Genomic DNA, 22056 nt, shown 5'->3' with positions numbered 1-22056 from the left:
ATTCAGGCAACGTCGCTTTGAATTTACCTATGCGTGACCGTTTGTTATTTCCCTCACCACGGCTTCCGTCCGAATTTAAAGGATCGTTGCTTAGAATTTGGCCCGGACACGACACAGGAGGGGAGCGGTGACCGTGCGACGGGACTTCCAGGAGCCTGCCCGATGCCGCCCCGACCTGCTCATCGGCCGCGAGGAGCTGTTCGCGGCGGCCCGTGACCAACTCGCCTCGGGCGGCAGCGTGCTCCTGCACGGCCCCGCCGGAATAGGGAAATCGACCGTCCTGCGGGCATTGGCCGAGGAATACGGCGCCAGCGCGCGCACCGTCCTGCGCTGCTCCGCCACGGAGTCCGAATCCCACCTGCCCTTCCTGGCCCTCGCCGACCTGCTCGGTCTGGTGCTCGACGACGTCTCCCCGCGGCTGCCCGCGGCCCAGCGCACCGCCCTGGAGTCGGCGCTCACCGGACGCGGCGAGTCCAGCCTCCAGCGCGACGGCCTCGCCCTGCGCCTCGCGGTGCTCTCCGCGCTGCGCGCACTCGCCGCCCGGGGGCCGGTCCTGGTCGTCGCCGACGATCTGCAGTGGCTGGATCCGGCCAGCGCCGAACTGCTCGGCTTCGCCGCCCGCCGCCTCGAGGGCACCCCGGTGCAGCTGCTGTGCGCGGTGCGCACGGAGGGCCAGGAGAGCCAGGAGTACGACCGCCATCTGCGCGCCTGCCCGCCGGACACGCTCGCCGTCCGGCTCGGCCCGCTCACCCGCACCCAGGTGGCCCAGCTGCTCGACCACCGCGGCCACGGCAGCCTGCCCCGCTCCACGGTGCGCGAGATCCATCGCACCAGCGGCGGCAACCCGCTGTTCGCCCTGGAGCTGGGCCGCGCCCTCGCCGAGAGCCCCACCCCGCCCCGGCCGGGCGAACCCCTGCCGGTGCCGACCTCGCTGCGCGCCCTGGTGCTCAGCCGCCTGGACATGCTCTCGGTCGAGGCCCGCCGCACCCTGCTGGTGGCCAGCGCCGGCGCCCGCCCCACCCCGGCGCTGCTGCACGCGGCCGGCCGGGAGAACGCCGAGGCCGAGTGCGCCCAGGCCGCCGAACTCGGGCTGCTCGCCACCGAGCCGGACGCGCCGGCCGTACGGTTCGCGCACCCGCTCATCTCCGCCGCGCTGTACGCCGAGGCACCCGCTCAGGAGCGGCGGGCCGCGCACGCGGCGCTGTCCACCGCCGCCTCCGACCCGATCGAGCGGGCCCGGCACCTCGCCCTCGCCACCACCGGCACCGACCCCGACGTGGCCGCCCGGCTCGCCGAGGCCGCGGCCCTCGCCCGGGACCGGGGCGCCCCGTCGGTCGCCGCCCAGCTGGGGCTCCTCGCGGCCCGGCACACCCCCGCCGACAGCGTGCCCGGACCCGACGAGCGACGACTGCAGGCCTCCGAGGACGCGATCACCGCGGGCGATCTCGACCTGGCCCGGGACATCGCCCGCGAGGTGCTCACCCGGGCGACCGTGCCCGCCGAGCGGGTGCGGGCCTGGATCATCGTCATCGACACCGCCGGCCACACCATGGCCGAGGTCGATTCCGTCTTCCCGCAGGCCCTCGCCGACGCCGGCGACGACCCGCGGCTGCTGGCCCTCGTCCACTACCAGCTGGCGTGGCGGGCGCTGATCGTGGCGGGCGACTTCACCGAGGCCCGGGAGGCGGCCGCGCACGCCGCCGAGCTGGCCGAGCGCGGCGGCGACCGGCGCACCGAACTGCTCTCCCTCGCCTTCCAGGCGCAGACCGAGACCCTGATGGGCCATCCGGAGGCCCCCCGGACCATCAAGCGCGCCCTGAAGGAGCCCCAGGACCCGACGGTGGCCTGCCACCACAACGGCGCGGGCAGCGCCCGGTTCCGCTGGCTGATCATGGGTGACCAGCTGGCCGAGGCCCGGGCGACGGTCACCGCGCTGCTGCGCGAGGTGCGCCGGCGCGGCTCGGTGGAGAGCGAGGTGCACTTCCTGCGCGGCCTCGCGGAGACGGAGCTGCACGCCGGGCACTGCGGCCGCGCCCTGGAGGTGGCTCGCGACAGCCTGCGGCTCGCCCGGGACTCCGGTATCGGCGAGACCGCCTCGGCGATGCTCACCTCGCTCGCGGAGGCCTCCGGCGGGGACGTGGACCGCGCGCTGTCCCTGGCCCGGGAGGCGGTGGAGCACGCCGAGGAGGACGGCGACCAGATGTACCTGTCCCGGGCGCTGGGCGCGCTCGGGTACGCCCAGTTGGTGGCCGGCGATCCGGCGGGCACGGTGCGCTCGCTGCGCCGGGTGCGCCGCCTGGAGCTGGGTCTCGGCATCACCGACCCGGCGCGCGGCCGCTGGCACGGCGACCTCGCCGAGGCGCTGGTCCGCATCGGTGAACCGGCCGAGGCGCAGGACGTCATCGACGCCAGCCGCGAGCACGCCCTCAGGCTCGGCCGGGACAGCGTCATCGCCGTGCTCGACCGTGCGGAGGCGCTGGTGCGCGCCGCGCACGGCGACCACGAGGCGGCCGTCGCCCAGCTGACGTCCGCTCAGGACCGGCTCGCGAAGCTCGGTTACGGCCTGGAGGAGGCCCGGGCCGCGTTCGCGCTGGCCCAGCTGCGCGCCCGGCGCCCGGAGGGCGGCCCGCGCAGGTCGACGGCGTACGACGAGGCCACCCGGCTGTTCCGCCGCTGCCGCGCGCTACCGTGGCTGCGCCAGGTGGACGAGGCTCTCGCCGCCCCGGAGCCCGAGCCGGCCCTCGCCGTCCCGGACACGATGGACGCGCTGGCGGGCCTGGCCGCGATGGAGCGTCAGGTCGCGGCGCTGGTCATGGAGGGCGCCACGAACAGGGAGATCGCGTCCCGACTGTTCGTCAGTGTGAAGACGGTCGAGGCGACGCTGACCCGGGTCTACCGCAAGCTGGGGATCCGATCGCGGGTGGACATCGTCCGTTTGGCGGCGGCGCGGCGCGCGAAGTGACGGCGCGCCAGGTTAACTGAGCCGGACCGAGGGTTTTCCCTCACCCAACCCCCTAGGGGGTTCCCTCATTGGGAGCCGAGGGATCCGGGTCCTAGCGTAAAGGGCGTGCCGCTCGCCCGGGCATACGGGGGTCGGTCCCGCGCCCCCCGTGCACAACCCCCGCCCGCGCGACCCCCCACCGGCAGCAACCCCCACTGAGGAGACTCATGTTCGGGTCAAGACGTGCCAGAAAGACCGCCGCGACCCTGGTGGCCACCGCCGCCGCCGCGGCGACCGCGCTGATCGCCTCCCCCACGGCGACCGCCGCACCCCAGCCCATCGTGGGCGGTACGACCACCACCACGACGGCGTACCCCTTCGTGATGCAGATCACGGACGCGTCCGGTAACCAGTTCTGCGGCGGCACCCTGGTGGCCGCCAAGAAGGTCGTGACGGCCGCGCACTGCATGATCGGCGAGTCGACCGGCAGTGTCCGCGTGGTCGGCGGCCGGACCTACCTGAACGGCACCAACGGCACGGTCAGCCGGGTCAGCAAGATCTGGATCAACCCGGACTACACCGACGCCACCAACGGCGACGACGTGGCCGTCCTGACCCTCTCGACGTCGATGCCGTACACCGCGGCGAAGTACGTCTCCTCGTCCCAGACGGGCGTGTACGCGGCCGGCACCACGGCCCGCATCCTCGGCTGGGGCACCACCTCGGAGAACGGCAGCTCCTCCAACCAGCTGCGGACCGCGACCGTCCCGATCGTGTCCGACTCCAGCTGCAAGAGCTCCTACGGTTCGGACTACGTCCAGTCCGACATGGTTTGCGCCGGATACACATCCGGTGGCGTAGACACCTGCCAGGGCGACAGCGGCGGTCCCCTGCTCATCGGGGGCGTCCTGGCAGGGATCACTTCCTGGGGCGAGGGGTGCGCGGAGGCCGGTTACCCGGGTGTGTACACCCGGCTGACCGCCTTCTCGAACCTCGTGACCACGCAGGTCAACTCGTGACCCGGAAGCAGCACACCTGAGCATCCCTCAGGTAGATACCAGGGGGGGGGGGGGGGGGCCCCCCCCCCCCCCCCCCCCCCCCCCCCCCCCTCTCCACGCGCGTACGGCGCTGAGACGTCCGGGGGGCGGCTCAGCGCCGTACGACGGTGCCGAACCGGATGTCGTACGACGTCCCGGGGTGCAGCGTCGTCAGCATCCGGGCGCCCTCCGCGGTCACGTCCTCCCGCTGGGCCTTCGTGAGCTCCCCGAAGGGCTCGATGACCAGGGTGTCGCCGTCCGGCTTCCACAGGCCGGCCAGGAAGCCGTCGACGAGGAGGGTGCGGTAGGCCTGGTTGCCCTGCCAGCTGCGGCCCCAGTGCTCGGGGGGTATGACGCGTGTGCGGTCGGCGTGGGAGAGGAGCAGGTTGTCGAACTCGGGCAGGAAGCGCGGCGGGGCCGGGGTGTCGGGGTCGGGGCGGGGCGCGTCGGGCAGGTCGAACAGTTCGACTCCGTTCGGGTCCCGGAAGGTGAGGAGCCGCGGGCGCAGGCGTTCGAAAGCGTCCTTGAGCCGGGTGAGTCCGGCCCAGGTCTGCATGTCCTTGACGGAGGCGGGACCGAACGCGGCGAGGTAGCGCAGGACCACGGCGTCGGGGGCGGGAGCCGGCTCGGCCGGACGGCCCAGCCAGCGCTCGGCCGTCGTCAGCGCCACCTGTCCGCTGCGGCCCCACAGACCGCGCGGGGTCACCTGGACCAGGGGCAGCCGGCAGCGGGCGGCGACGCCGAGGGACTGCGGGTCGGCGTCCGGCCACTCGGCGCCGAGCGCCTCGCGCAGCTGGGCCATGGTCCGCGGCTCGGCTTCGACCAGCTCCCGGGAGAGTGCGGCCAGCCGGTCGAGGTCGACTCCGGCGAGGCCCTTGCGGAAGTTCGTCAGCTCCCGGTCCCGGGCGGGCTGGACGAGCGGCCGGAGCGTCAGGCAGTCCTCGGCGGTGTGGGTGTGGATGGTGGACCGCAGGGTGACGATCCGGACGACCTCGCGGTCGGCCAGGAGCGCGGACAGCTGCTCGGGGGCGAAGCCGTCGAGGCGGGCGGCGAGGGCGTAGTACGGGGGCCTGACGTTCTGTGCCTGCAGGCCGAGGAGGTGCCGTACGGCGTCCGCGGCGGACAGCGGGGAGCGGCGCAGCAGGAGCTGCCGGTCGAGGGTGGCACGGTTCAGGGCACGGGTGTCCAGGAGGGGAGTCCGCGCCGCGCTGCTCTTCGTCATGCCCGCACGCTAGCGCCGATTGCGGACACCTTCTGTCCGTAACTCTCACCGAACCCTGTCCGGGTCCGGGCGCCCGGAGCCGGAGACCGCGGCTATCCTGCACGTATTCCGCTTCGTGATCACGCCGTACGCAGGCTCGACGGAGAGGCCGGCCGATGTCCGAGCGCCCCAACGGCAAAAACGGCGGCCGCAGGTCCGTCTGGCGCCGCGCCGTCACCGCGGCCCCCTCCGCCGAGACCACCACGGCCGCCCCGGAGCCCTCGGAGCCGGCCGGGCCGGTCAGTGTCGTCCAGGCGGCGCTGTACCGCGACGGCGTCCGTGTCTCCTCCCCCACCACGCTCGCCGAGACCTTCCGCGAACTGCGCGAACAGCCCTCGGGCATGGCCTGGATCGGCCTCGCCCGGCCCACGGCGAAAGAACTCCTCTCCCTGGCCGCCGAGTTCGATCTGCACCCGCTCGCCGTCGAGGACGCGATGGAGGCCCACCAGCGGCCGAAGCTGGAGCGCTACGGCGACACGCTCTTCGTCGTCCTGCGTGCCGCCCGCTACCTGGACGCGCCGGAGGAGGTCGACTTCGGCGAGCTGCACGTCTTCGTCGGCGCCGACTTCGTCATCACCGTCCGGCACGGCGCGGCCCCCGACCTGTCCGCGGTCCGCCACCGCATGGAGGACTCCCCCGAACTGCTGAAGCTGGGCCCCGAAGCGGTCCTGTACGCGATCCTCGACGCGGTGGTCGACGGCTACGCGCCGGTCGTCTCCGGCGTCCAGAACGACATCGACGAGATCGAGACGGAGGTCTTCCGCGGCGACCCTGAGGTGTCCCGCCGCATCTACGAACTCTCCCGCGAGATGGTCGAGTTCCAGCGCGCCACCCGCCCCCTGGTCGGCATGCTGCACGGTCTGATGGCGGGTTTCGCCAAGTACGAGACCGACGAGGAACTTCAGCGCTACCTCCGTGACGTCGCCGACCACGTCACCCACACCAGCGAACGCGTCGACGGCTTCCGCCAGGCCCTCACCGAGATCCTGACCGTCAACGCGACCCTGGTGACCCAGCAGCAGAACGCGGAGATGCGGGCCCTGGCGGAGGCGGGGTTCGAGCAGAACGAGGAGGTCAAGAAGATCTCCTCGTGGGCGGCGATCCTGTTCGCGCCGACCCTGGTCGGGACGATCTACGGCATGAACTTCTCGCACATGCCGGAGCTGCACTGGGCGTTCGGCTACCCCTTCGCGATCGGGCTGATGGGGGTCGTCTGCGTCAGCCTGTACGTCATCTTCAAGCGGCGGGACTGGCTCTAGAGGCCTCGGTCCCCGCTCGGCGCGGTCCGCCATGTCACAGACGGACCGGCTGTCTCGTCTTGGGTAGCGAACACAGTCTCACCCGGACAGGAGCTTGATCGTGAACGAGCCCACCACTCACCGGAAGGTGGCGTTGATCACCGGCGCGAACAAGGGGATCGGCCGTGCGGTCGCCGAGCAGCTCGCCGCGTCGGGCATGAGGGTCCTGATCGGCGCCAGAGACCCGCGGCGCGGCGAGGAGGCAGCCGCCGAGGTGTGCGCGGCGGGCGGCCACGCGCACGCGGTCACCCTGGACGTGACCGACGCGACGACCGTCCGGGAGGCCGCGCGGGAGATCGAGGAGCGATTCGGCCACCTCGACGTGCTCGTCAACAACGCGGGCATCACCGGCTCGGGGCAGGTCTCGCCCGAGGACGCCCGGGATCAGATCCCCAGCACCGTCGACCTGGACATGGTCCGGTCGGTGTTCGAGACCAATGTCTTCGGGGTGATCGCGGTGACCAACGCGATGCTCCCGCTGCTGCGGAGGTCACCGGCGCCGCGGATCGTCAACGTCAGCAGCGCCGCCGCGTCGCTGACCCTCACCAGTCAGCCGGACGGCCCGATGGCGGGGCTGCCGACGTCGGCCGCGTACATGCCCTCCAAGACCGCGCTGAACGCGCTGACCGTGCAGTACGCCCAGGAGTTGCGCAAGGACGGCTTCCTGATCAACGCCGCCGACCCCGGTTACGTCGACACGGACATCAACGACCACCGCGGGTACCTCACCCCCGCCCAGGGGGCCGAGGTCGTGGTGCGGCTGGCCACGCTCACGACCGACGGGCCGACCGCCTGGTTCTTCAACGCGGACGGACCGCTGCCCTGGTAGCGAAGCCGATGACTGCAATCGACATACGTGCCACCGCGGAGTTCGAAGAGCTTCGGCCGCTGCTGTTCTCGATCTCCTACCGGATCCTCGGCAGCGTCGGCGAGGCCGAGGACGCGGTCCAGGAGACCTGGCTGCGCTACGAGACGTCCCCGGCCCGCCCCGAGTCGGCGAAGGCCTTCCTCTCGGCGGTGGTGACCCGCATCTCGATCGACGTGCTGCGCTCGGCCCGGGTCCGGCGCGAGGAGTACGTCGGGCCGTGGTTCCCCGAACCACTGCTCACCGACCCCTACCAGGACCCGGAACGCTCAGCGGAACTGACCGACTCGCTGTCGATGGCCGCCCTGTTGCTGCTGGAGCGGCTCAGCCCGCTGGAGCGCGCGGTCTTCGTCCTGCGGGAGGTGTTCGGCTTCGGCTTCCCCGAAGTCGCTTCGGCCGTCGGGCGGTCGGAGGCGGCATGCCGTCAACTCGCGGTGCGGGCACGCCGTCACATGGACGCGGGCCGGCCCCGCTTCGAGGCCGACCGGCGCGAGCGCGAGGAACTCGCCCGACGCTTCCTCGACGCCTTCCGGGAAGGGGACGTCGACGGACTGCGGGAGCTGCTCGCGGCCGACGTGGCGATGGTCGGCGACAGCGGCGGCAAGGCCCCGCAGTGGAAGCCCGCCTTCCGTGGCGCCGGAGACGTGTCCCGGGTGCTCGGCGTGATCGTCCTGTCGTACACCCGGATCGGCGGCGTCATGGAACCGCACGAGGTGAACGGGCAGCCCGGCGCGATCTTCCGCGACCGGGAGGGCCGGGTCATCAACACCTGGGCGCTCGACGTCGTCGACGGGCGGATCCAGACGATCCGCTCGGTGCTCAACCCCGACAAGCTCGGGCACGTGGGCCCGGTGGCGGACACCTGGGCGATCCTCCGCGAGGCGAACCAGGGACCGAGCCGCCACGGGTTCGGCACACCAGAAACGGAACAGGAGAATCGGACATGATCAGGACCGGTGTCATCCTCGGCAGCACCCGCCCCGGCCGGAACGGCGAGCAGGTGGCCCGGTGGGTACGCGACATGGCGGCCGAACACGCGGGCGACGCCGCGGACTTCGAGCTCGTGGACCTGAAGGACCACGCGCTGCCGCTGCTCGACGAGGCCGTCCCGGCACGCAGGGCACCGGGACAGCAGCCGCACACCCGGCGATGGGCCGAGCGGATCGGCTCGTTCGACGCCTTCGTCGTTGTCACGCCCGAGTACAACACCGCCCCGCCCGCCGCCCTGACCAACGCCATCGACTACCTCTACGACGAGTGGGGCGGCAAGCCGGTCGGCTATGTCGGTTACGGCCTCTACGGCGCGGTCATGGCGGTGCAGAAGCTGCGCGCGCAGGCGGGGCCGCTGCGGATGGCGGACATCGGGCCGCAGGTGGCGCTGTCGCTGCGCGAGGACTTCGTGAACTTCGCCGAGTTCACGCCGCAGGAGCTGCGTACGGCGGAACTGCGCGGACTGGTGGACGAGTTGCTGGCCTGGGCGGGGGCGCTCCGCCCGCTGCGGGCACCCGCCTCCCCGGCCGCCGTCTGAAACCCGCGGGCGGCGGCAGTCAGCGGTTCTCCAGGGGCGTCAGCTCGGTGGTGAACGCCTCGACGAAGGCGCGGCGCGAGGTCACCGGGCCCGCCGGGCGCACCACGAACTTCGACAGGCCGGCGTCGGTGAGCCGGCGCAGGTGCTCACGGGCGTCGGCCCAGCCCCAGCACAGCAGGGTGCGCGGGTCGGCCACGTCGGGGCGGTCCTGGCGCAGCCGGGCCAGCAGGGCGTCCACGGCGTGCTCGTCGGCGTCGTCCTGGACGATCGTCAGGTAGGTGCCGTAGTGGTCCTCCTCGATCGTGCGGGCCGCGCGGTCGGCGGCGCTCACGATCCGGGCCCGGCAGCCTTCGGCCTCGGCCGGGGTGATGTTGCTGCCGAGCCAGCCGTCACCGAGCCGGCCGACCCGGTCCAGGGCGGCCGGGACCCGGCCGCTGAGCCACAGGTCCAGGGGCCGCGCGGGCAGCGGGGCGACCGAGGCCCCGTCCAGGTGGAAGTACCGGCCGTGGTGCGTGACGACCGGCTCGGTCAGCAGGGCCCGCACCACGCCCAGTGCCTCCTCGAACACCTCGGCGCGCCGCCCGTCCGGCACGGGGAACACCGCCCGGTCGGCGTGCCGGGCGGGGCGGACACCGAAGACGGGCAGGACGCGGCGCGGGGCCAGCGCGGCCAGACTCGCCAGCTGCGCCGCGAGCACCGCCGGGTTGCGGCCGGGCAGGACCACCACGCTCATGCCGAGCTTGAGCCGCTCGGTGAGACCCGCGGCGTAGCCGACGCCGACCAGCGGATCGACCACGCCCGGCGCGGAGACCAGATCGGACAGCCACACCGAGTCGATCCCGTGCGTCTCCAACTCGGTCACCAGACGGGCGAGATCGGGATCGCCGGGCGGTGTACCGCGCTCGGGCACGTTCCCCACGCCGATGCGAATCTTCATACCGGTATCAGATCGCCTTTCCCGCCGACCGTCACTTCCGTGCCTCGGTGTCGGCGCGCCGGAGCAGTCTGCCGAGCGTGGTGGCCGTGGACAGGACGGCGCCGTCGGCGGTCCGGCTGGCGGCGGATGTGGACGCGGTCGCCGTAGCGGTCGTTCAGCTCGGGGTCGCAGGACAGCGCGACCTCCGGGGCCTCGTTGTGCACGCCCTTCACCTCCTTCCTCCGGGTGCGGGTGCGGCACCCCCGCGGCGCCGCATGCCGTCGAGCATCGGCCCTGACGCACCCGCCGCCCCCATAAGCGGAGTCGATGGCCATAAGCGATGGTTGGGAGCGTGCCGGTTATGCTCCGGAGGTGCCCACGACGCTTGCCATGTTGCGTGCCTTCGCCGCCGTCGCTCGCACGGGTTCGTTCCAGCGGGCGGCCGACGCCCTCGAGGTGCGGCAGCCGGCGGTGAGCGACGCGATCCGCCGCCTGGAGGCCGAGGCCGGCCGGCCGCTCCTGAGCCGCACCCGCGACGGCGTTCATCTCACCGACTTCGGGCGGCAGTTGCTCGGGGACGCCCTCGCGGCCGTGGACGCGGCCGCCCAGGTCGACGCGCTGCTCGCGGACCGCGGACCGCGGCTCACGATCGGCTTCATGGGGGAGGCGGCCGGCCGCCGCACCTCGTGGCTCATGAAGCTCGTCCGGGACGAGACGAACGCCGACATCACCCTGCGCCGCTACGACTACGCCGACCCGAGCTGCGGTCTGACGTCCGGTCAGTCCGACCTCGCCATCGTGTGGCCGCCGCTGGACGACCCCACGATCCGCAGCCTGACCGTGGCCAGTGACCGGCGGGCGGTCGCCCTCCCGCTGGACGATCCGCTGGCCGGGCGTGACCGTGTCGAGCCGTCCGAACTCGCCGGGCGCACCTGGGTCGTTCCCCTCTCCGAGGACCGGGCCTGGGCCGAGTTCCGCACGCCGCAGGCCGTGGGCATCACCGAGCCGCCGGACATGGTGAGGTCACGGTCCATCGAGGAGACCCTCGAACTCGTCTCCGTAGGCCGCGGTGTCGCGCTGGTCTCGGAGAGCACCGACGAGCACTACGCCCGCGCCAACGTCGTCATCGTGCCCCTGTCCGGGAACATCCACTGCTCGACCGCGCTCGCCTGGCGCAGCGCCGACCGAAGGACCGTGGTACGGAGGGTCGCCCAGGCGGCGCTCGACGCCACCGAGCCCTGAGGGCCGGGCACCAGGCCCTGGGAGTCGTTCATGGTCCTCTCTTCGGGGTGCGGTCGCATACGGAGGTCAGCCAGCTCAGGCTCTCCGCGCTGCCGAGGCTGTCCAGGTTCTTCAGCAGGTCGTCCAGTTGCCGCGGATCGGCGAGGAAGTCGATGGTCGCCTGGGTGAAGGCGTCGCGCACCGGCGGCGGCATGGCGTCGGAGGCGTCGAAGCAGTGGACCGCCCCGGGGTCGAGGAGGGTCCGGGCCAGCGAACGGCGCCAGGAGGGGGTGGAGTCACCGGCCGTGGGCTGTGCCCGGTCGTTGGCGGAGAGGCCGGCCTCCTTGACGCTCCACGCCCGCTGGGTCCCGGCGGCGGCGAGGTGGCGGATCAGCTCCTTCGCCTGCGGGGTGGCGTGCAGCAGGGCGACCAGGTCGCCGGAGACCTCCCACGCGTTGTCCTGGGTGGCGCCGGGGATGAGGCGGGCCGAGCGCTCGTAGCGGCCGCGCGCCTCCTGCCACGGATCCAGGTTGCGGATGAAGGAGGCCTGATGCTCCAGGGTGCACTGGGGCGGGTTCGTCGTCACCAGCTCGGACGCCTTCTGGTACTCGGTCTGCAGCGCGCGCAGGACGAGGTCCCTGGAGCCGCCGGCGCCCACCATCTTCCCCCAGGTGATCCAGGCCCCCTCCACCTCCTTGGACTGCCAGGGCAGCAGGCCGCGCGCCCACCGCTCGTAGACGCCCGGGCCGTACCGCTGCAGCAGGATGTCCTCGATCCAGTCGGTGCCCGGCCAGCCGCTGGTGGCACCCGAGCCCATGCCGAGGCACCACTGGTCCGGCCGCTTCGCCGCGTTCCGGCGCTGCTGCGCACCGACCTCCGGCCGGTACCAGACCATGCTCTTGAGGTCGGCCTTGAGCGGGAACCAGTACACGTGCCCGTTCCTGGGAGTCACCCAGGAGTTGCTGAAGTCGCCGTGCGGGACGAGCTTCTCGAGCGGCTGCAGCTGCTGCTGGTCCGCGTAGGCGGCGAGTTCACCGGGACCGGTGAGCACCACCACGTCGGGCGGGGTGCCGGCCTCGACGTCGGCGCTGAGCACCTGACTCTCCGCGGAGCTGCCCTGGTAGTCGACGTGGACGTGGTACTTGCGCTCGAAGGGGTCGATGACCGCCTCCCGGAAGTACTGCTCGTCCTTGCCCGTCCAGTTGGCCAGCAGGGTGACGGTCGGTTCCTGTCCGAGGGCCTGTACGCCCAGCAGGACGGCGACCGCCAGCACGGCCAGGGAGATCACCAGCACGGTGACCGTACGCACCGGGCGGCGCCGGGTGGCGGCCGCGAGGCCGCTGCCGGGGGCGCTCACCGGGGCCTGAACCGGTAGTCGTTGATGTGCTGCCGCAGACCCGTCTCGGTCAGCGCCATGAGCGCGATCCCTCCCAACACGATCCACGCCGAGGCCGCCGCGCGGAAACCGGTGTGCGCCAGGTATCCGGCGGTGTGCTGCCCCGCGTCCGTGACGGCCTGCCCGGACACCAGCCGGTCGAGCAGACCGCGGGTGTCCGTCATGCCCCGGCGCGTCCACACCGTGAACAGCGCGAGGGTCGTGAACCCTCCGGCCAGCAGGGCGCATGCGGCGACGAGTTGACGGTTGAACCTGCGCCGGAAGCGGCGGCGCAGGAAGAGCTGTGTCTCCACCAGGGCGGCGCCCAGGGCGAGAGCGAGCAGTACGGTCGCACTCCAGCCGAGCCACAGCGCCCATCCGAAGGAGGTCTGCCGCCCGACCACGGCGCGATGCTCGTCCTGCAGCCGTCTGAGCCGGTCCTCGATGCCGGTCTTCGCGGTCTTCAGAATGCTGGTCGCATAGCTCAGGTAGGCGTCCCTCGACACGCTTCCCTGGGACTGGAGTTGGGCCTTCTCGACCATGCCGGTGTACCCGATGATCAGTCCGGCGACCGTCTGCAGGGCCTGCCGGCCGCCCGGGCCGCCCACGTCGTCGGCGGCGGCCAGGGCGAGGCTCTGCGCGGCCACCGAGATCTGCTTCTGGAACTCGCTGGTCGACGGGGTCCCGCCGGTCGCGTCCGCCTGCGCCTCACCGAGCGCGTACAGCGCGGTGTCGATGGCGACGACGGCGGGGGCGCTGGAGGTACGCAGCGGGTTGGCGTCCGCGTGCACACCCTCGTAGGACAGGAACAGGGACAGGGTCAGCAGCGCCGTCAGCGCCAGCAGCAGGCGGCGGCGCACGCCGAGTTCGTACGCGGTCGTGCTGCCCGGGTCCGGCGGTCGCGGACCGGCGCCGAGGAGGCGGCCGAGGAAGCGGGGCAGCGGGGCCCGGTCGCGGGGGCCCGCGGTGGCGTGCACCCGCCGGCCGGGTCCGGTGCGGGCGTCGACGCTCACCGGGTTCCCCCCAGGAGACGTCCGCACCGGCCGCAGTACACCGAGTCCGCCGGGCCGAGCCACTTGCAGTCCGGGCAGTCGATCAGCTCGTCGGCGCCGGGCGGGCTCTCCGGGCCGACGGCCGGCGGACCTGCCGCGGGCGGGTCCGCCGCGGGCTGTTCCGGTGGGGTGGTCATGGCGCTGGAGAGGATCAGGTGCTGCCAGTCGACGTCCTTGAGGCCGTCGCGGACCCGGCCCGTGCCGGGCTCGGCCTCGATCCGGCGCAGGGCGCCCAGCAGGTGGGCGTCACCGAGCTCGCCGGCCAGCGCCAGCGCCCGGGCGAGTTCCCGGTCCGCCTCCGCCCTGCCCTCCGCGCGGCGCAGCCAGGCCCGGTAGGCCTGGGCCACGGCGGCGCTCGCCTGCTGGTAGAGCTCGTGCCGGCGGACCCCGGGATGCTGCCGGGACGCGTCGAGCGGGTTGTCGGTCCAGCGCACCAGGACAGGCTGCGGCGCGGGCAGCCGTACGACGGGCCCGAAGTCGGGTACGACCACGTCCACGGCGGCGAGCTGGAGGTCCTCGTCGATCTCGCGGCCGGTCGGGTCGGCGGTCAGCACGACCTGGAAGTGCCGGGTCTCCTCGCCCCAGGCGCGGGTGACGTACTCGGCGCCGCGTGCGCCCAACTCCGCGCCGGTGGCGAGGAGTTCCTGCTCGCTCGGCACGACCTGCTTGACCTGGCGGATCACGGTGCCGGGCGTCGGGGTGATCTTGATGCGCAGCTCGGGGACGGCCGTGCCGAGCAGTCCGTTCACCAACTCCTCGTACGCGGCGGGCAGTTCCGACTCCCGGCGGACGGCTCCGGCCCGGCCGTGCAGCCGCCGGGTGATGCCCAGCAGGAGGTCGGCGTCCCAGTCGTCGCCGATGCCCCACGCGTCACAGACGAACCGGCCGTCGCACGCCTCCAGGGCGGTGTCCAGACGCATACCGGCGCGGTGGTCGTGCTCGTTGCGCCCGTCGGTGAGCAGCAGGACGTGTTTCACGGGCGCGGACTGCTTGCTCAGCAGCCGCCGGGCCAGGTCGAGCCAGTGGCCGATGGCGGTGCCGCCGTTCGCGTCCAGGATCCGTACGGCGCGTTCGGCGGCCTCCCGCTCGGCGGTCCCGGCGACGGCCATGCCCTCACGGTGCGGGCCGGGGTGCACCACGGTGGCGTCGAACCGGCCGGAGAGCACGGCGAACGCGGTGCCCTCGGGCAGCAGCCGCAGGGCGGCGACCGTGGCGTCCTTGGCGGCGCGCAGCTTGGCGTCCGGGTGGAGCATGGAGCGGGAGGTGTCCACGATCAGGACCTCGGCGAGGGCGGGCCCGGCCCCTCGGGCGCCCCCGGTGGCGATGCCCGGGGCGCCGTTGTTGCTGACCCCGATCTCCAGGATGGCGTGCATCTCCCGGTCGTGGGACCGCCCGGCCGCGGTCGGCACGACGGGCAGTTCCTTCTCCTGGCCGACCGCGAGGGTCACCGTGATGTCCTCGGTGCGCTCGCTTCTCCCGGCCACGCTCATGGTTGCGTCCCCCTCGCTTCCCCGATGTCGTCCGCGTCTCAGAATCTGCTCATCGGCCGCACGGCATGGGCCAGGTCGAGCAGCCGGCCGTGTTCGCCCGCGGTGCGCGCCTGTGCGGCCAGTTGCCGGAAGGACTGCTCCAGCAGCGTGCGCAGGGCGTCCTCGGCACCGGCTCCGAGCAGGTCGCCGGCCGGGAACTCCGGCCCCCAGCCGGGCTTCGGGCGGCAGTGCAGGACGTTCTCCCGGACCTCGGCGACCAGCCGGGCCCGCGACTCGCCGCCGGCGGCGCCGCCGTCCAGGTGCAGCTCGGGCAGCCTGTGGTCCGCGTCCCGCAGGTCGGCCACGGACGGGGCCCGGCCGTGCAGGACACCGGCGCGGACCCGGACGGCCGCGATGCGGGCGGCGTCGTAGTGGCGGGAGGTGGCGGGCACGTCGTCGAGGACGCGTACGGCCGCGTCCCGGTCCCCCGTGGCCAGGTGGCCGCGGGCCAGGCCGAACGCGGCGGCGGTGTGGGCGAAGTCCCGGGCCCACACCGCCTCGTAGAACCGCATGGCCCGGGCCGTACGTTGCTCACCGCCGTGTTCGGCGCAGTACCCGAGGGCCAGTTTGGGCACGTACTCGCCGGGCAGCGCCCGGTAGACGGCCTCGAAGCAGCTGCCGGCCCGCCGTACCTCGGCCTTGCTCAGGTGGAGCACGCCGCGGTGCCAGGCGATGCGCCAGTCGTAGGCGGCGGCGCGCTCGCCGAGCAGGGTCTCGGCCTCGGCCAGCCAGCTCTGGGCCTCTTCCTGTGCGCCCTGTCTCAGGTAGGCGCGGCACAGCCACAGCGCGGTCTCGGGGGTGCCGAGGCGGGATTCGCGGGGCCATTGCCGGGCGACCCGGTCGGGGGCGTCGGGCGGGAAGGTGTCGAGCAGCAGGGCGGCGCCGTCGTCGGGGTCGGGGACCGGTTCCGGCAGGGCGCCGGCGACCTCGGCGGCCGCGGGCGGGGAGACGTCGAGATCGGCGGGGTGTGCACCGGGCCGACCTGTCCAGTGGTCCAGGGAGGGGATCGCGCCGAGTCCGGCGTCGAGGCTGGCCTCGGTGGCGCGGAACCGGGTGCTGCTCTCGGGCAGTTGCTCGCCGAACTGCAGCGAACGGAACTCCCGCAGGACCTCCCAGAGCTGGCGGGACATCTCGGCGGCCGAGCGGAACCGGGCGCGGGGTTCGGCGTGGGTGGCGCGGTCGATGAGGCGGCGGAAGGAGTCGGGGGCGAGACCGCGGGCCGCGTCGGTGCCCCGGGCCAGGGCCTGCAGGGTCATGCCGACGGTGTAGAGGTCGCTGTCGACGTGCCAGCCGCGGCTGTCGACCTCCTCCTTGGGCGGGGCGAAGGTCGCGGTGTAGACGTAGGCGGAGCCGCGGTCGCCGATCGCGCGGACCGCGCCGAGGTCGATGACCTTGATCGCCCGCCCGAAGTGGATGACGTTGGCGGGCTTCATGTCGCAGTAGAGCAGCCCGCGTTCGTGCATGTACTGCAGGGCGCCGAGGATCTTGCAGCCGTAGGTGAGGACGTGGTCGAGGCGGGGGCGGCCCTGGAAGACGCGCTCGGCGTCGTCGGCGTCGAAGAGCTGCTGCAGGGAGCGGCCGCCGATGTAGTCCATGACCAGGTAGCCGGTGGGCGAGCTGCCGGGGGCCTGGTGTTCGACGTAGGTGATGATGCGGACGATGTCCGGGTGGTGCAGTCCGGTGAGCGAGCGGCGCTCCTCGACGGCGTTGCGGCGGGCGAGCGCGTCGTGGACGTCGATCAGCCCTTTGAGGACGACGCGGTGGCCGTCGGCGCTGGTGTCCTCGGCGAGGTGGATCCAGCCGAGGCCACCGCGGGCCAGACAGCCGAGGATCCGGTAGTGGCCGGCGACCAGGTCGCCCTTGTCCAGCTGGGGCAGGAAGGAGTAGGGGGTGCCGCAGCGGGGACATCGGCCCTTGACCGGGGCGGGCTGGCCGCCGTAGCCGATGCCGACGATCATCGTGCAGCCGTTCGCGCCGCAGCGGCGGCCGCCGGTGGGCGGCCGGGGGTCCTCGACCAGCCCGCCCTCCGGGGCGGGGAGGTCGGGCAGCAGGACCAGTCCGTGCTGGTCGAGTTCGCCGACTCCGGCGACGGCGTGGGTGGGCTGCGGTCCGGGCGGCTCCTCGGGCACGGGCGGCGGGGGCGGCGGCTCGGACCGCGACTCGGTCCGTGGCTCCAGGTGCCGGTGCCCGCAGGTGTCGCAGTAGCCGGTGCCCATGATGTGGCCCGCGCAGCCGGGACGGATGCACGAGGTCATGGGGTGCCCTCCCTTCCGGGTGCCGTGCCGGAGCAGAAGCCGACGAAGCGCCGGACGGCGGTCTCCGCCTCGTCCACGTCGCAGGGGCTCTGCCGCAGCAGCGACAGGGCGAGTTCGTAGAGCCGGTAGGCCTCCATGACCCGGTCGCCGCCCTGGGCGGCGGCCCGTTCCCGGCACAGCGGCCACTCGGCGGTGACCCGGCCGAGGAGTTCCTCGCGGCGGCGCAGCCGGTCGTCGAGGAGCGAGATCGCCTGTTCCAGGCGCTGGCGGCGGCGCTCGGCGGCGTCCTCGAAGGTGAACAGCAGGTCGGCGTGGCGGGGTTCCCGCTCCCGCTCGGGCGTGTGGGCGACCCAGGCGAGCAGCATGCGGGTGCGCCGTACGCCGGCCTCGGCCTGGTCCAGCAGCTGCCGGGTGCCGGGGTCGGCTGCCACGCGGTCCCGGCGCTCGTCGAGTGCGGGTCCCAACTCGTCGACGATGTGGTCGAGTTCGCGGTGCAGTCGGGTCCAGCGGTGGCGCAGCGGACGATGGACAAAGGATTCGGCAGCCTGGGCCGCGCGGCCGCCCCGGCGGCGGAAGACCAGGAGCAGCCGGGCCCCCTGTTGAGCGAGCCGGTCCAGCAGGCCCAGCAGGGCGTCGGGTTCGGCGGCCTGGTCGACGCCGACCAGGACGGCGGCGAGCGGCACGCGCAGGGCGCCGAGCCGTTCGGGCCTCGGGTCGCCGCGGATGCCCAGCCGCTCGGCGATCCGGTCCATGACCTGACTTTCCGTCATGCCCTTCACGTCCAGGGCGAGATCATGGCCGCCGGCCGGCGGTACGGTCTCGGGCGGGTCGTGGCTGAAGGCGCTGGTGTTCTGCTGGGTGCGCAGCTCCCGGTCGGCCAGGGTGACGGCACGGGTGAGGGTCCAGGCGCGGCCGCTGCGGGCGGGGACGACGGTGACGAGCACCGGCCAGCCCTCGCCCCGGAACCAGCAGGCGAGTTCGGTGGCGAACGGCACGTCGAGCCTGCCGACGGTGCCCGTCGCGCCGGGGCGCAGCGTCGGGTCGACGGCTTCGGCGCCCTCGCTCCAGGCGGCGGCCTGCGGCAGATGGCTCAGGACGGTCTCGGTGGGGCTCATGTAGCTGAAGACGGAGCCCGGGCCCTCGTCGACGCTGAGGACGATCCCGATGACCTCGTCGGTCTCGTGGTCGACCACTCCCCCGCCGCTGAAGCCCGGGGCGGCCAACTCACCCTGGGTCTGCGGGCGCAGCTGCACCTGGTGGTCCCGGCCGCGGGCGGCGACCAGGGTGGCGCCGTGCCAGCGGCCGCCGTCGTCGCCGGCCGGGAAGCCGTACATGCTCACCGGTCCGTGCGGCGAGGCCAGCCGGTAGAGCCGGGTGGTGTGTTCGGCGGGCAGCGGCTCCGCCAGCCGCAGCAGGGCCAGGTCGCCGATGCGGTCACCGAAGGTGTCCTCCCGTTGCGGCACATGCTCGTCCGCCCGGACCGTGGCGGCCACGCCCGGTACGCCGGGCACGCCGACGAAGTGGACGACGTAGGGCCGGCCGGGCCGGACGACATGGGCTGCGGTGAGCACCCGGTCAGGGGCGAGGAGCACCCCCGCGCCGAGCACGTGTCCGTCCTGCTCTTCGATGCGAGCCACCCAAGGTGGCGTCCTTAACCGCGACTTGACGGCTCGCTCCCCCGTGCGCGTCATGTCACGAGAGGTTACTCCGCGTGCCCTTCCGGTACCACTGGTGTGCACGGGGTTGTCGCGGACGGGCGGGTTGCGCGCGTCCGCACCGGATGCCTCGCCGGGTCCGGCATCACCGCGCGCGGGCCTCCCACCCGGTCCAACTCCGCACGCCGACGGCGATCACCGGCCCGTCCGGCGGACGGTCCCGATACTGCGGATACTTCTCGCGCAGCAGCCGTACGGCGGTCTCGTGGGCGTCACGGACGGCCGGGTCGGCCGCGTCGGGCGGCAGGACGCGGGCCTCACCGTCGGCGCGGACCCACCACAGGTGGTCCCAGTTCTCGTCGTAGGCGTCCGCGAGCAGGCACACGGCCGGGTGTGCGGCGATGTTGCGCAGCCGCTTGAGACGGGCGGTGGTCTTGGGTTTGTGGTCGACGGCGGTCACGAGCCGGTCGGTGCCGTCGAGGGTGTGCCGGGCGAAGACCACCGGCACCTGGTGCGGGCGGCCCGCCGCGTCGACCGTGGCCAGCCGGGCGACCCGGGCGGCGGTGAACCGGCGCCGCGCCTCCGCCGCGTCCAGTGCGGGCATGCTCGCTCCCGGTGTTCAGCGCGCGTGCAGTGCGTCGAGCACGTCCGTGTCGGTCAGCTGCCCGAAGTCGACGTACCACTGGCCGACGGCGCTGAACCCGGCCGGCCGGTGCGGGCACACGATCAGGTCGGCCTCTTCCTCCAGCAGGGCGAGGGAGTCCGGGGCGCCGACCGGGACGGCCAGCACGACCCGGGCCGGGCCCCGGCGCCATACGTGGCGCAGAGCGGCGCGGGCGGTGGCGCCGGTGGCCAGACCGTCGTCCACGACGATCACGGTACGGCCCTTCAGTTCCGGGGGCGGACGGTCGCCGCGGTAGCGGTGCTCCCGCCGGGCCAGCTCGGCCCGTTCCCGCTCGACGGTCGGGGCGAGGCGCTCCTCGGTCAGGCCCAGGCGGTCGAGGGTGTCCGAGTCGAAGAGGGGAGGATCGTCGGCGGCGAGGGCGCCGACGGCGAACTCCGCGTGGTGCGGGGCGCCGATCTTGCGTACGACGAGCACGTCGAGCGGGGCGTCGAGGGCGCGGGCGACGGGCGCGGCGACCGCGATCCCGCCGCGGGGCAGGGCCAGGACGACGGGGTCGGGAAGTTCGCCCGTGTCGCGCAGGTCTCTCAGCAGGCCGGCGAGTGTGCGGCCGGCCTCGGCGCGGTCCCGGTAGTACATGGACCCGTCCTCTCGCCGGGGTCCTCCCCTCCCCCGTACCTCCATGGTGCTACGGCGGCCGGACCTGCCGTCGGAACACCCCGAAGAATTCGAACGCACTGACTATACACAGAGTGTATAGTCCGCGCATGCCTTTTTCGACTTCGACCGAGACGAACCCGGCCCGGCAGCACGCGCCCAAGAAGATGCGCACCGGGGGCCGAAGGTTGCGTCTGTCCGCGCTCACGTCGGCCGCCGCCTGCCTGGCGCTGACCCTGTCCGGCTGCGCGGAGGTCGACACGACCGCGCCGAGCACGGTGCGGGCCGAGGCGGCGCACGGGGCGCCGGCCCACTTCGGGACCGTCGACTGCCGCGAGGCCAAGTGCATCGCGCTCACCTTCGACGCCGGGCCCAGCGAGAACTCGCCGCGGCTGCTGGACATCCTCAAGGAGAAGAAGGTCCCGGCGACCTTCTTCCTGCTCGGCAAGCGGCACATCGAGAAGTACCCGGAGCTGGTCAAGCGGATGGCCGCCGAGGGCCACGAGGTGGCGAGCCACACCTGGGACCACAAGATCCTCACCCGCATCTCCGACGCGCAGATACGCGAGGAGCTGAAGCGGCCCGACGACGCGATAGAGCGGCTCACCGGGCACAAGCCCACGCTGATGCGCCCGCCGCAGGGCCGTACGGACGCGAACGTGCACAGGATCGCCAAGCAGCTGGGCCTCGCCGAGGTGCTGTGGAGCGTCACCGCGAAGGACTACACGACCAACGACTCCGCGCTGATCACCAAGCGGGTCCTCGCGCAGGCGTCCCGGGACGGGATCATCCTGCTGCACGACATCTACCAGGGCACCGTGCCCGCCGTGCCCGGCATCATCGACGCCCTGAAGCAGCGCGGCTACGTCTTCGTGACGGTCCCTCAGCTCCTCGCCCCCGGCAAGGCGGAACCGGGGAAGGTGTACCGGCCCTGAGGCCGAGGCGGTTCAGGCGGCGCGGGCAGCCGCGAGGCTCTCGCCCTCCGCGTCCGCGCGGCGCGCGGTGTCCTGCGCGTCGACGAACTCTCGCAGGTCCGCGGTGAGTTGCTGCGCGTGGGTGGCGAACAGGCCGTGGCCGCCGTTCTCGTACACCTTCAGCGTGGCGTGCGGCAGCAGCCGCCCGGCGCGTTCCCCGGTGAGCGCGAGGGGTGCCGAGGTGTCGTGGGTGCCGTGCACGACGAGCACGGGGACCGGCACGTCGGGCAGCTCTTCGGTGAGGTCGAGCGCGGCCACCACGGCCCGCACCCCGTTCGCGGCGCGGGGCGTGGCGGCCAGGCAGCGGTCGACGAGGTGGCGGACATAGGCGGCGGACAGCTCGTTGCCGGGCCGGCTCACGGCGAAGAAGTCGCCCGCCGAGGCGGTGAAGTACCCCGCGCGGTCGCGCCGGAAGATCTCGTCGTCGGCACGCACGACCGCCGGGTCCACGCCCTGGGGGAGTCCCGGCGAACGGACGAGTCCCGGTGTGACGCCGGCGACGAGCGCGGCCCGTGCCACCCGGTCGGCGCCGTGCCGGGTCAGGCAGCGCACCACCTCGGCGGTGCCGACGGAGTGCCCGACCAGCGTGACCTCCCGCAGGTCGAGGTGGTCGAGCAGACCGTGCACGTCGTCGGCGAGGGTGTCGAGGTCGTAGCCGAGCCAGGCGTCGTCGGAGCGTCCGTGGCCGCGCCGGTCGAGACCGACGCACCGGTAGCCGGCCTCGGCGAGCGGCAGCATCTGGTACTCCCACAGCTCGTGCCCCAGGTATGCGCTGCTGACGAAGACGACGACGGGGCCGCGGGCGGGGCCGTGGTCGACGTAGTGCAGCCGGGTGCCGTCGACGGGGCTCTCGTAGTACGGCATGGGGCC

19 protein-coding genes are annotated in these 22056 nt (G+C 73.4%); 8 read left to right on the top strand and 11 right to left on the bottom strand.

The window, feature by feature from the left end; all coding sequences use genetic code 11:
• Positions 1–127: 127 nt before the first annotated feature.
• Complete coding sequence (locus ACIRVH_RS01745) at positions 128–2962, top strand: ATP-binding protein (RefSeq protein ID WP_403947299.1); 2835 nt, start codon at positions 128–130, stop codon at positions 2960–2962.
• Between the two features lie 206 nt (positions 2963–3168).
• Positions 3169–3960: a S1 family peptidase gene (locus ACIRVH_RS01740; protein WP_403947298.1), complete on the top strand. Its 792-nt coding sequence runs from the start codon at positions 3169–3171 to the stop codon at positions 3958–3960.
• Between the two features lie 130 nt (positions 3961–4090).
• On the opposite strand, the gene ACIRVH_RS01735 is transcribed toward ACIRVH_RS01740, so the two are convergent.
• The gene (locus ACIRVH_RS01735; RefSeq protein ID WP_403947297.1) at positions 4091–5200 is read right to left on the bottom strand and encodes a winged helix DNA-binding domain-containing protein; all 1110 of its coding nucleotides are present in this window, start codon (positions 5198–5200) and stop codon (positions 4091–4093) included.
• A gap of 155 nt (positions 5201–5355) precedes the next feature.
• On the opposite strand from ACIRVH_RS01735, the gene ACIRVH_RS01730 reads away from it, so the two are divergent.
• The 4 genes from ACIRVH_RS01730 to ACIRVH_RS01715 all read left to right on the top strand — a co-directional run bounded on the left by ACIRVH_RS01730 (position 5356) and on the right by ACIRVH_RS01715 (position 8930).
• Positions 5356–6498, top strand: a complete 1143-nt coding sequence (locus ACIRVH_RS01730; RefSeq protein WP_403947296.1) for a magnesium and cobalt transport protein CorA — start codon at positions 5356–5358, stop codon at positions 6496–6498.
• A 100-nt stretch (positions 6499–6598) separates the two neighbouring features.
• The gene (locus ACIRVH_RS01725; RefSeq protein ID WP_403947295.1) at positions 6599–7366 is read left to right on the top strand and encodes an SDR family NAD(P)-dependent oxidoreductase; all 768 of its coding nucleotides are present in this window, start codon (positions 6599–6601) and stop codon (positions 7364–7366) included.
• A gap of 8 nt (positions 7367–7374) precedes the next feature.
• The gene (locus tag ACIRVH_RS01720) at positions 7375–8349 is read left to right on the top strand and encodes an RNA polymerase sigma-70 factor (RefSeq protein ID WP_403947294.1); all 975 of its coding nucleotides are present in this window, start codon (positions 7375–7377) and stop codon (positions 8347–8349) included.
• Positions 8346–8930: an NADPH-dependent FMN reductase gene (locus ACIRVH_RS01715; RefSeq protein WP_403947293.1), complete on the top strand. Its 585-nt coding sequence runs from the start codon at positions 8346–8348 to the stop codon at positions 8928–8930. The genes ACIRVH_RS01720 and ACIRVH_RS01715 overlap by 4 nt, the downstream gene beginning before the upstream one ends.
• A 19-nt stretch (positions 8931–8949) precedes the next feature.
• On the opposite strand, the gene ACIRVH_RS01710 is transcribed toward ACIRVH_RS01715, so the two are convergent.
• Complete coding sequence (locus tag ACIRVH_RS01710) at positions 8950–9867, bottom strand: TIGR03854 family LLM class F420-dependent oxidoreductase (protein WP_403947292.1); 918 nt, start codon at positions 9865–9867, stop codon at positions 8950–8952.
• On the bottom strand, positions 9864–10070 hold the full coding sequence (locus tag ACIRVH_RS01705) for a hypothetical protein (protein WP_403947291.1): 207 nt from the start codon (positions 10068–10070) through the stop codon (positions 9864–9866). Before ACIRVH_RS01705 ends, ACIRVH_RS01710 begins: the two co-directional genes overlap by 4 nt.
• A 148-nt stretch (positions 10071–10218) precedes the next feature.
• Between ACIRVH_RS01705 and ACIRVH_RS01700 the strand changes: the two genes are divergently transcribed.
• Positions 10219–11088: a LysR family transcriptional regulator gene (locus tag ACIRVH_RS01700; RefSeq protein WP_403947290.1), complete on the top strand. Its 870-nt coding sequence runs from the start codon at positions 10219–10221 to the stop codon at positions 11086–11088.
• Between the two features lie 28 nt (positions 11089–11116).
• Here ACIRVH_RS01700 and ACIRVH_RS01695 read toward each other — a convergent pair whose 3' ends face one another.
• The 7 genes from ACIRVH_RS01695 to ACIRVH_RS01665 all read right to left on the bottom strand — a co-directional run bounded on the left by ACIRVH_RS01695 (position 11117) and on the right by ACIRVH_RS01665 (position 20194).
• A complete protein-coding gene (locus ACIRVH_RS01695) occupies positions 11117–12424 on the bottom strand; it encodes an extracellular solute-binding protein (RefSeq protein ID WP_403947289.1) in 1308 nt (435 codons plus the stop codon).
• Positions 12421–13455: a hypothetical protein gene (locus tag ACIRVH_RS01690; RefSeq protein ID WP_403947288.1), complete on the bottom strand. Its 1035-nt coding sequence runs from the start codon at positions 13453–13455 to the stop codon at positions 12421–12423. Before ACIRVH_RS01690 ends, ACIRVH_RS01695 begins: the two co-directional genes overlap by 4 nt.
• Positions 13452–14984 carry a VWA domain-containing protein gene (locus tag ACIRVH_RS01685; RefSeq protein ID WP_403947287.1) on the bottom strand — a complete coding sequence of 511 codons (1533 nt, stop codon included), beginning with the start codon at positions 14982–14984 and terminating at the stop codon, positions 13452–13454. Before ACIRVH_RS01685 ends, ACIRVH_RS01690 begins: the two co-directional genes overlap by 4 nt.
• Positions 14985–15022: 38 nt before the next feature.
• Complete coding sequence (locus tag ACIRVH_RS01680) at positions 15023–17278, bottom strand: tetratricopeptide repeat protein (RefSeq protein ID WP_403947286.1); 2256 nt, start codon at positions 17276–17278, stop codon at positions 15023–15025.
• Positions 17275–18915, bottom strand: a complete 1641-nt coding sequence (locus ACIRVH_RS01675; RefSeq protein WP_403947285.1) for a trypsin-like serine peptidase — start codon at positions 18913–18915, stop codon at positions 17275–17277. Before ACIRVH_RS01675 ends, ACIRVH_RS01680 begins: the two co-directional genes overlap by 4 nt.
• Positions 18916–19078: 163 nt before the next feature.
• Positions 19079–19537: a TIGR03668 family PPOX class F420-dependent oxidoreductase gene (locus tag ACIRVH_RS01670; RefSeq protein WP_403947284.1), complete on the bottom strand. Its 459-nt coding sequence runs from the start codon at positions 19535–19537 to the stop codon at positions 19079–19081.
• A gap of 15 nt (positions 19538–19552) precedes the next feature.
• Positions 19553–20194 (bottom strand): phosphoribosyltransferase, encoded by a 642-nt coding sequence (locus ACIRVH_RS01665; protein ID WP_403947283.1) that lies wholly within the window; start codon positions 20192–20194, stop codon positions 19553–19555.
• Between the two features lie 185 nt (positions 20195–20379).
• Between ACIRVH_RS01665 and ACIRVH_RS01660 the strand changes: the two genes are divergently transcribed.
• Positions 20380–21147, top strand: coding sequence for a polysaccharide deacetylase family protein (locus ACIRVH_RS01660; protein ID WP_403947797.1), 768 nt, complete (start codon positions 20380–20382; stop codon positions 21145–21147).
• 12 nt (positions 21148–21159) lie between these two features.
• Here ACIRVH_RS01660 and ACIRVH_RS01655 read toward each other — a convergent pair whose 3' ends face one another.
• Complete coding sequence (locus ACIRVH_RS01655) at positions 21160–22050, bottom strand: alpha/beta fold hydrolase (RefSeq protein WP_403947282.1); 891 nt, start codon at positions 22048–22050, stop codon at positions 21160–21162.
• Positions 22051–22056 lie beyond the last annotated feature (6 nt).

This window comes from Streptomyces sp. NPDC101165 (assembly GCF_044768135.1).
GTDB lineage: Bacteria > Actinomycetota > Actinomycetes > Streptomycetales > Streptomycetaceae > Streptomyces.
Note: the sequence above shows the minus strand (reverse complement) of the source record. Positions and strands in the feature narration are given on the sequence as shown.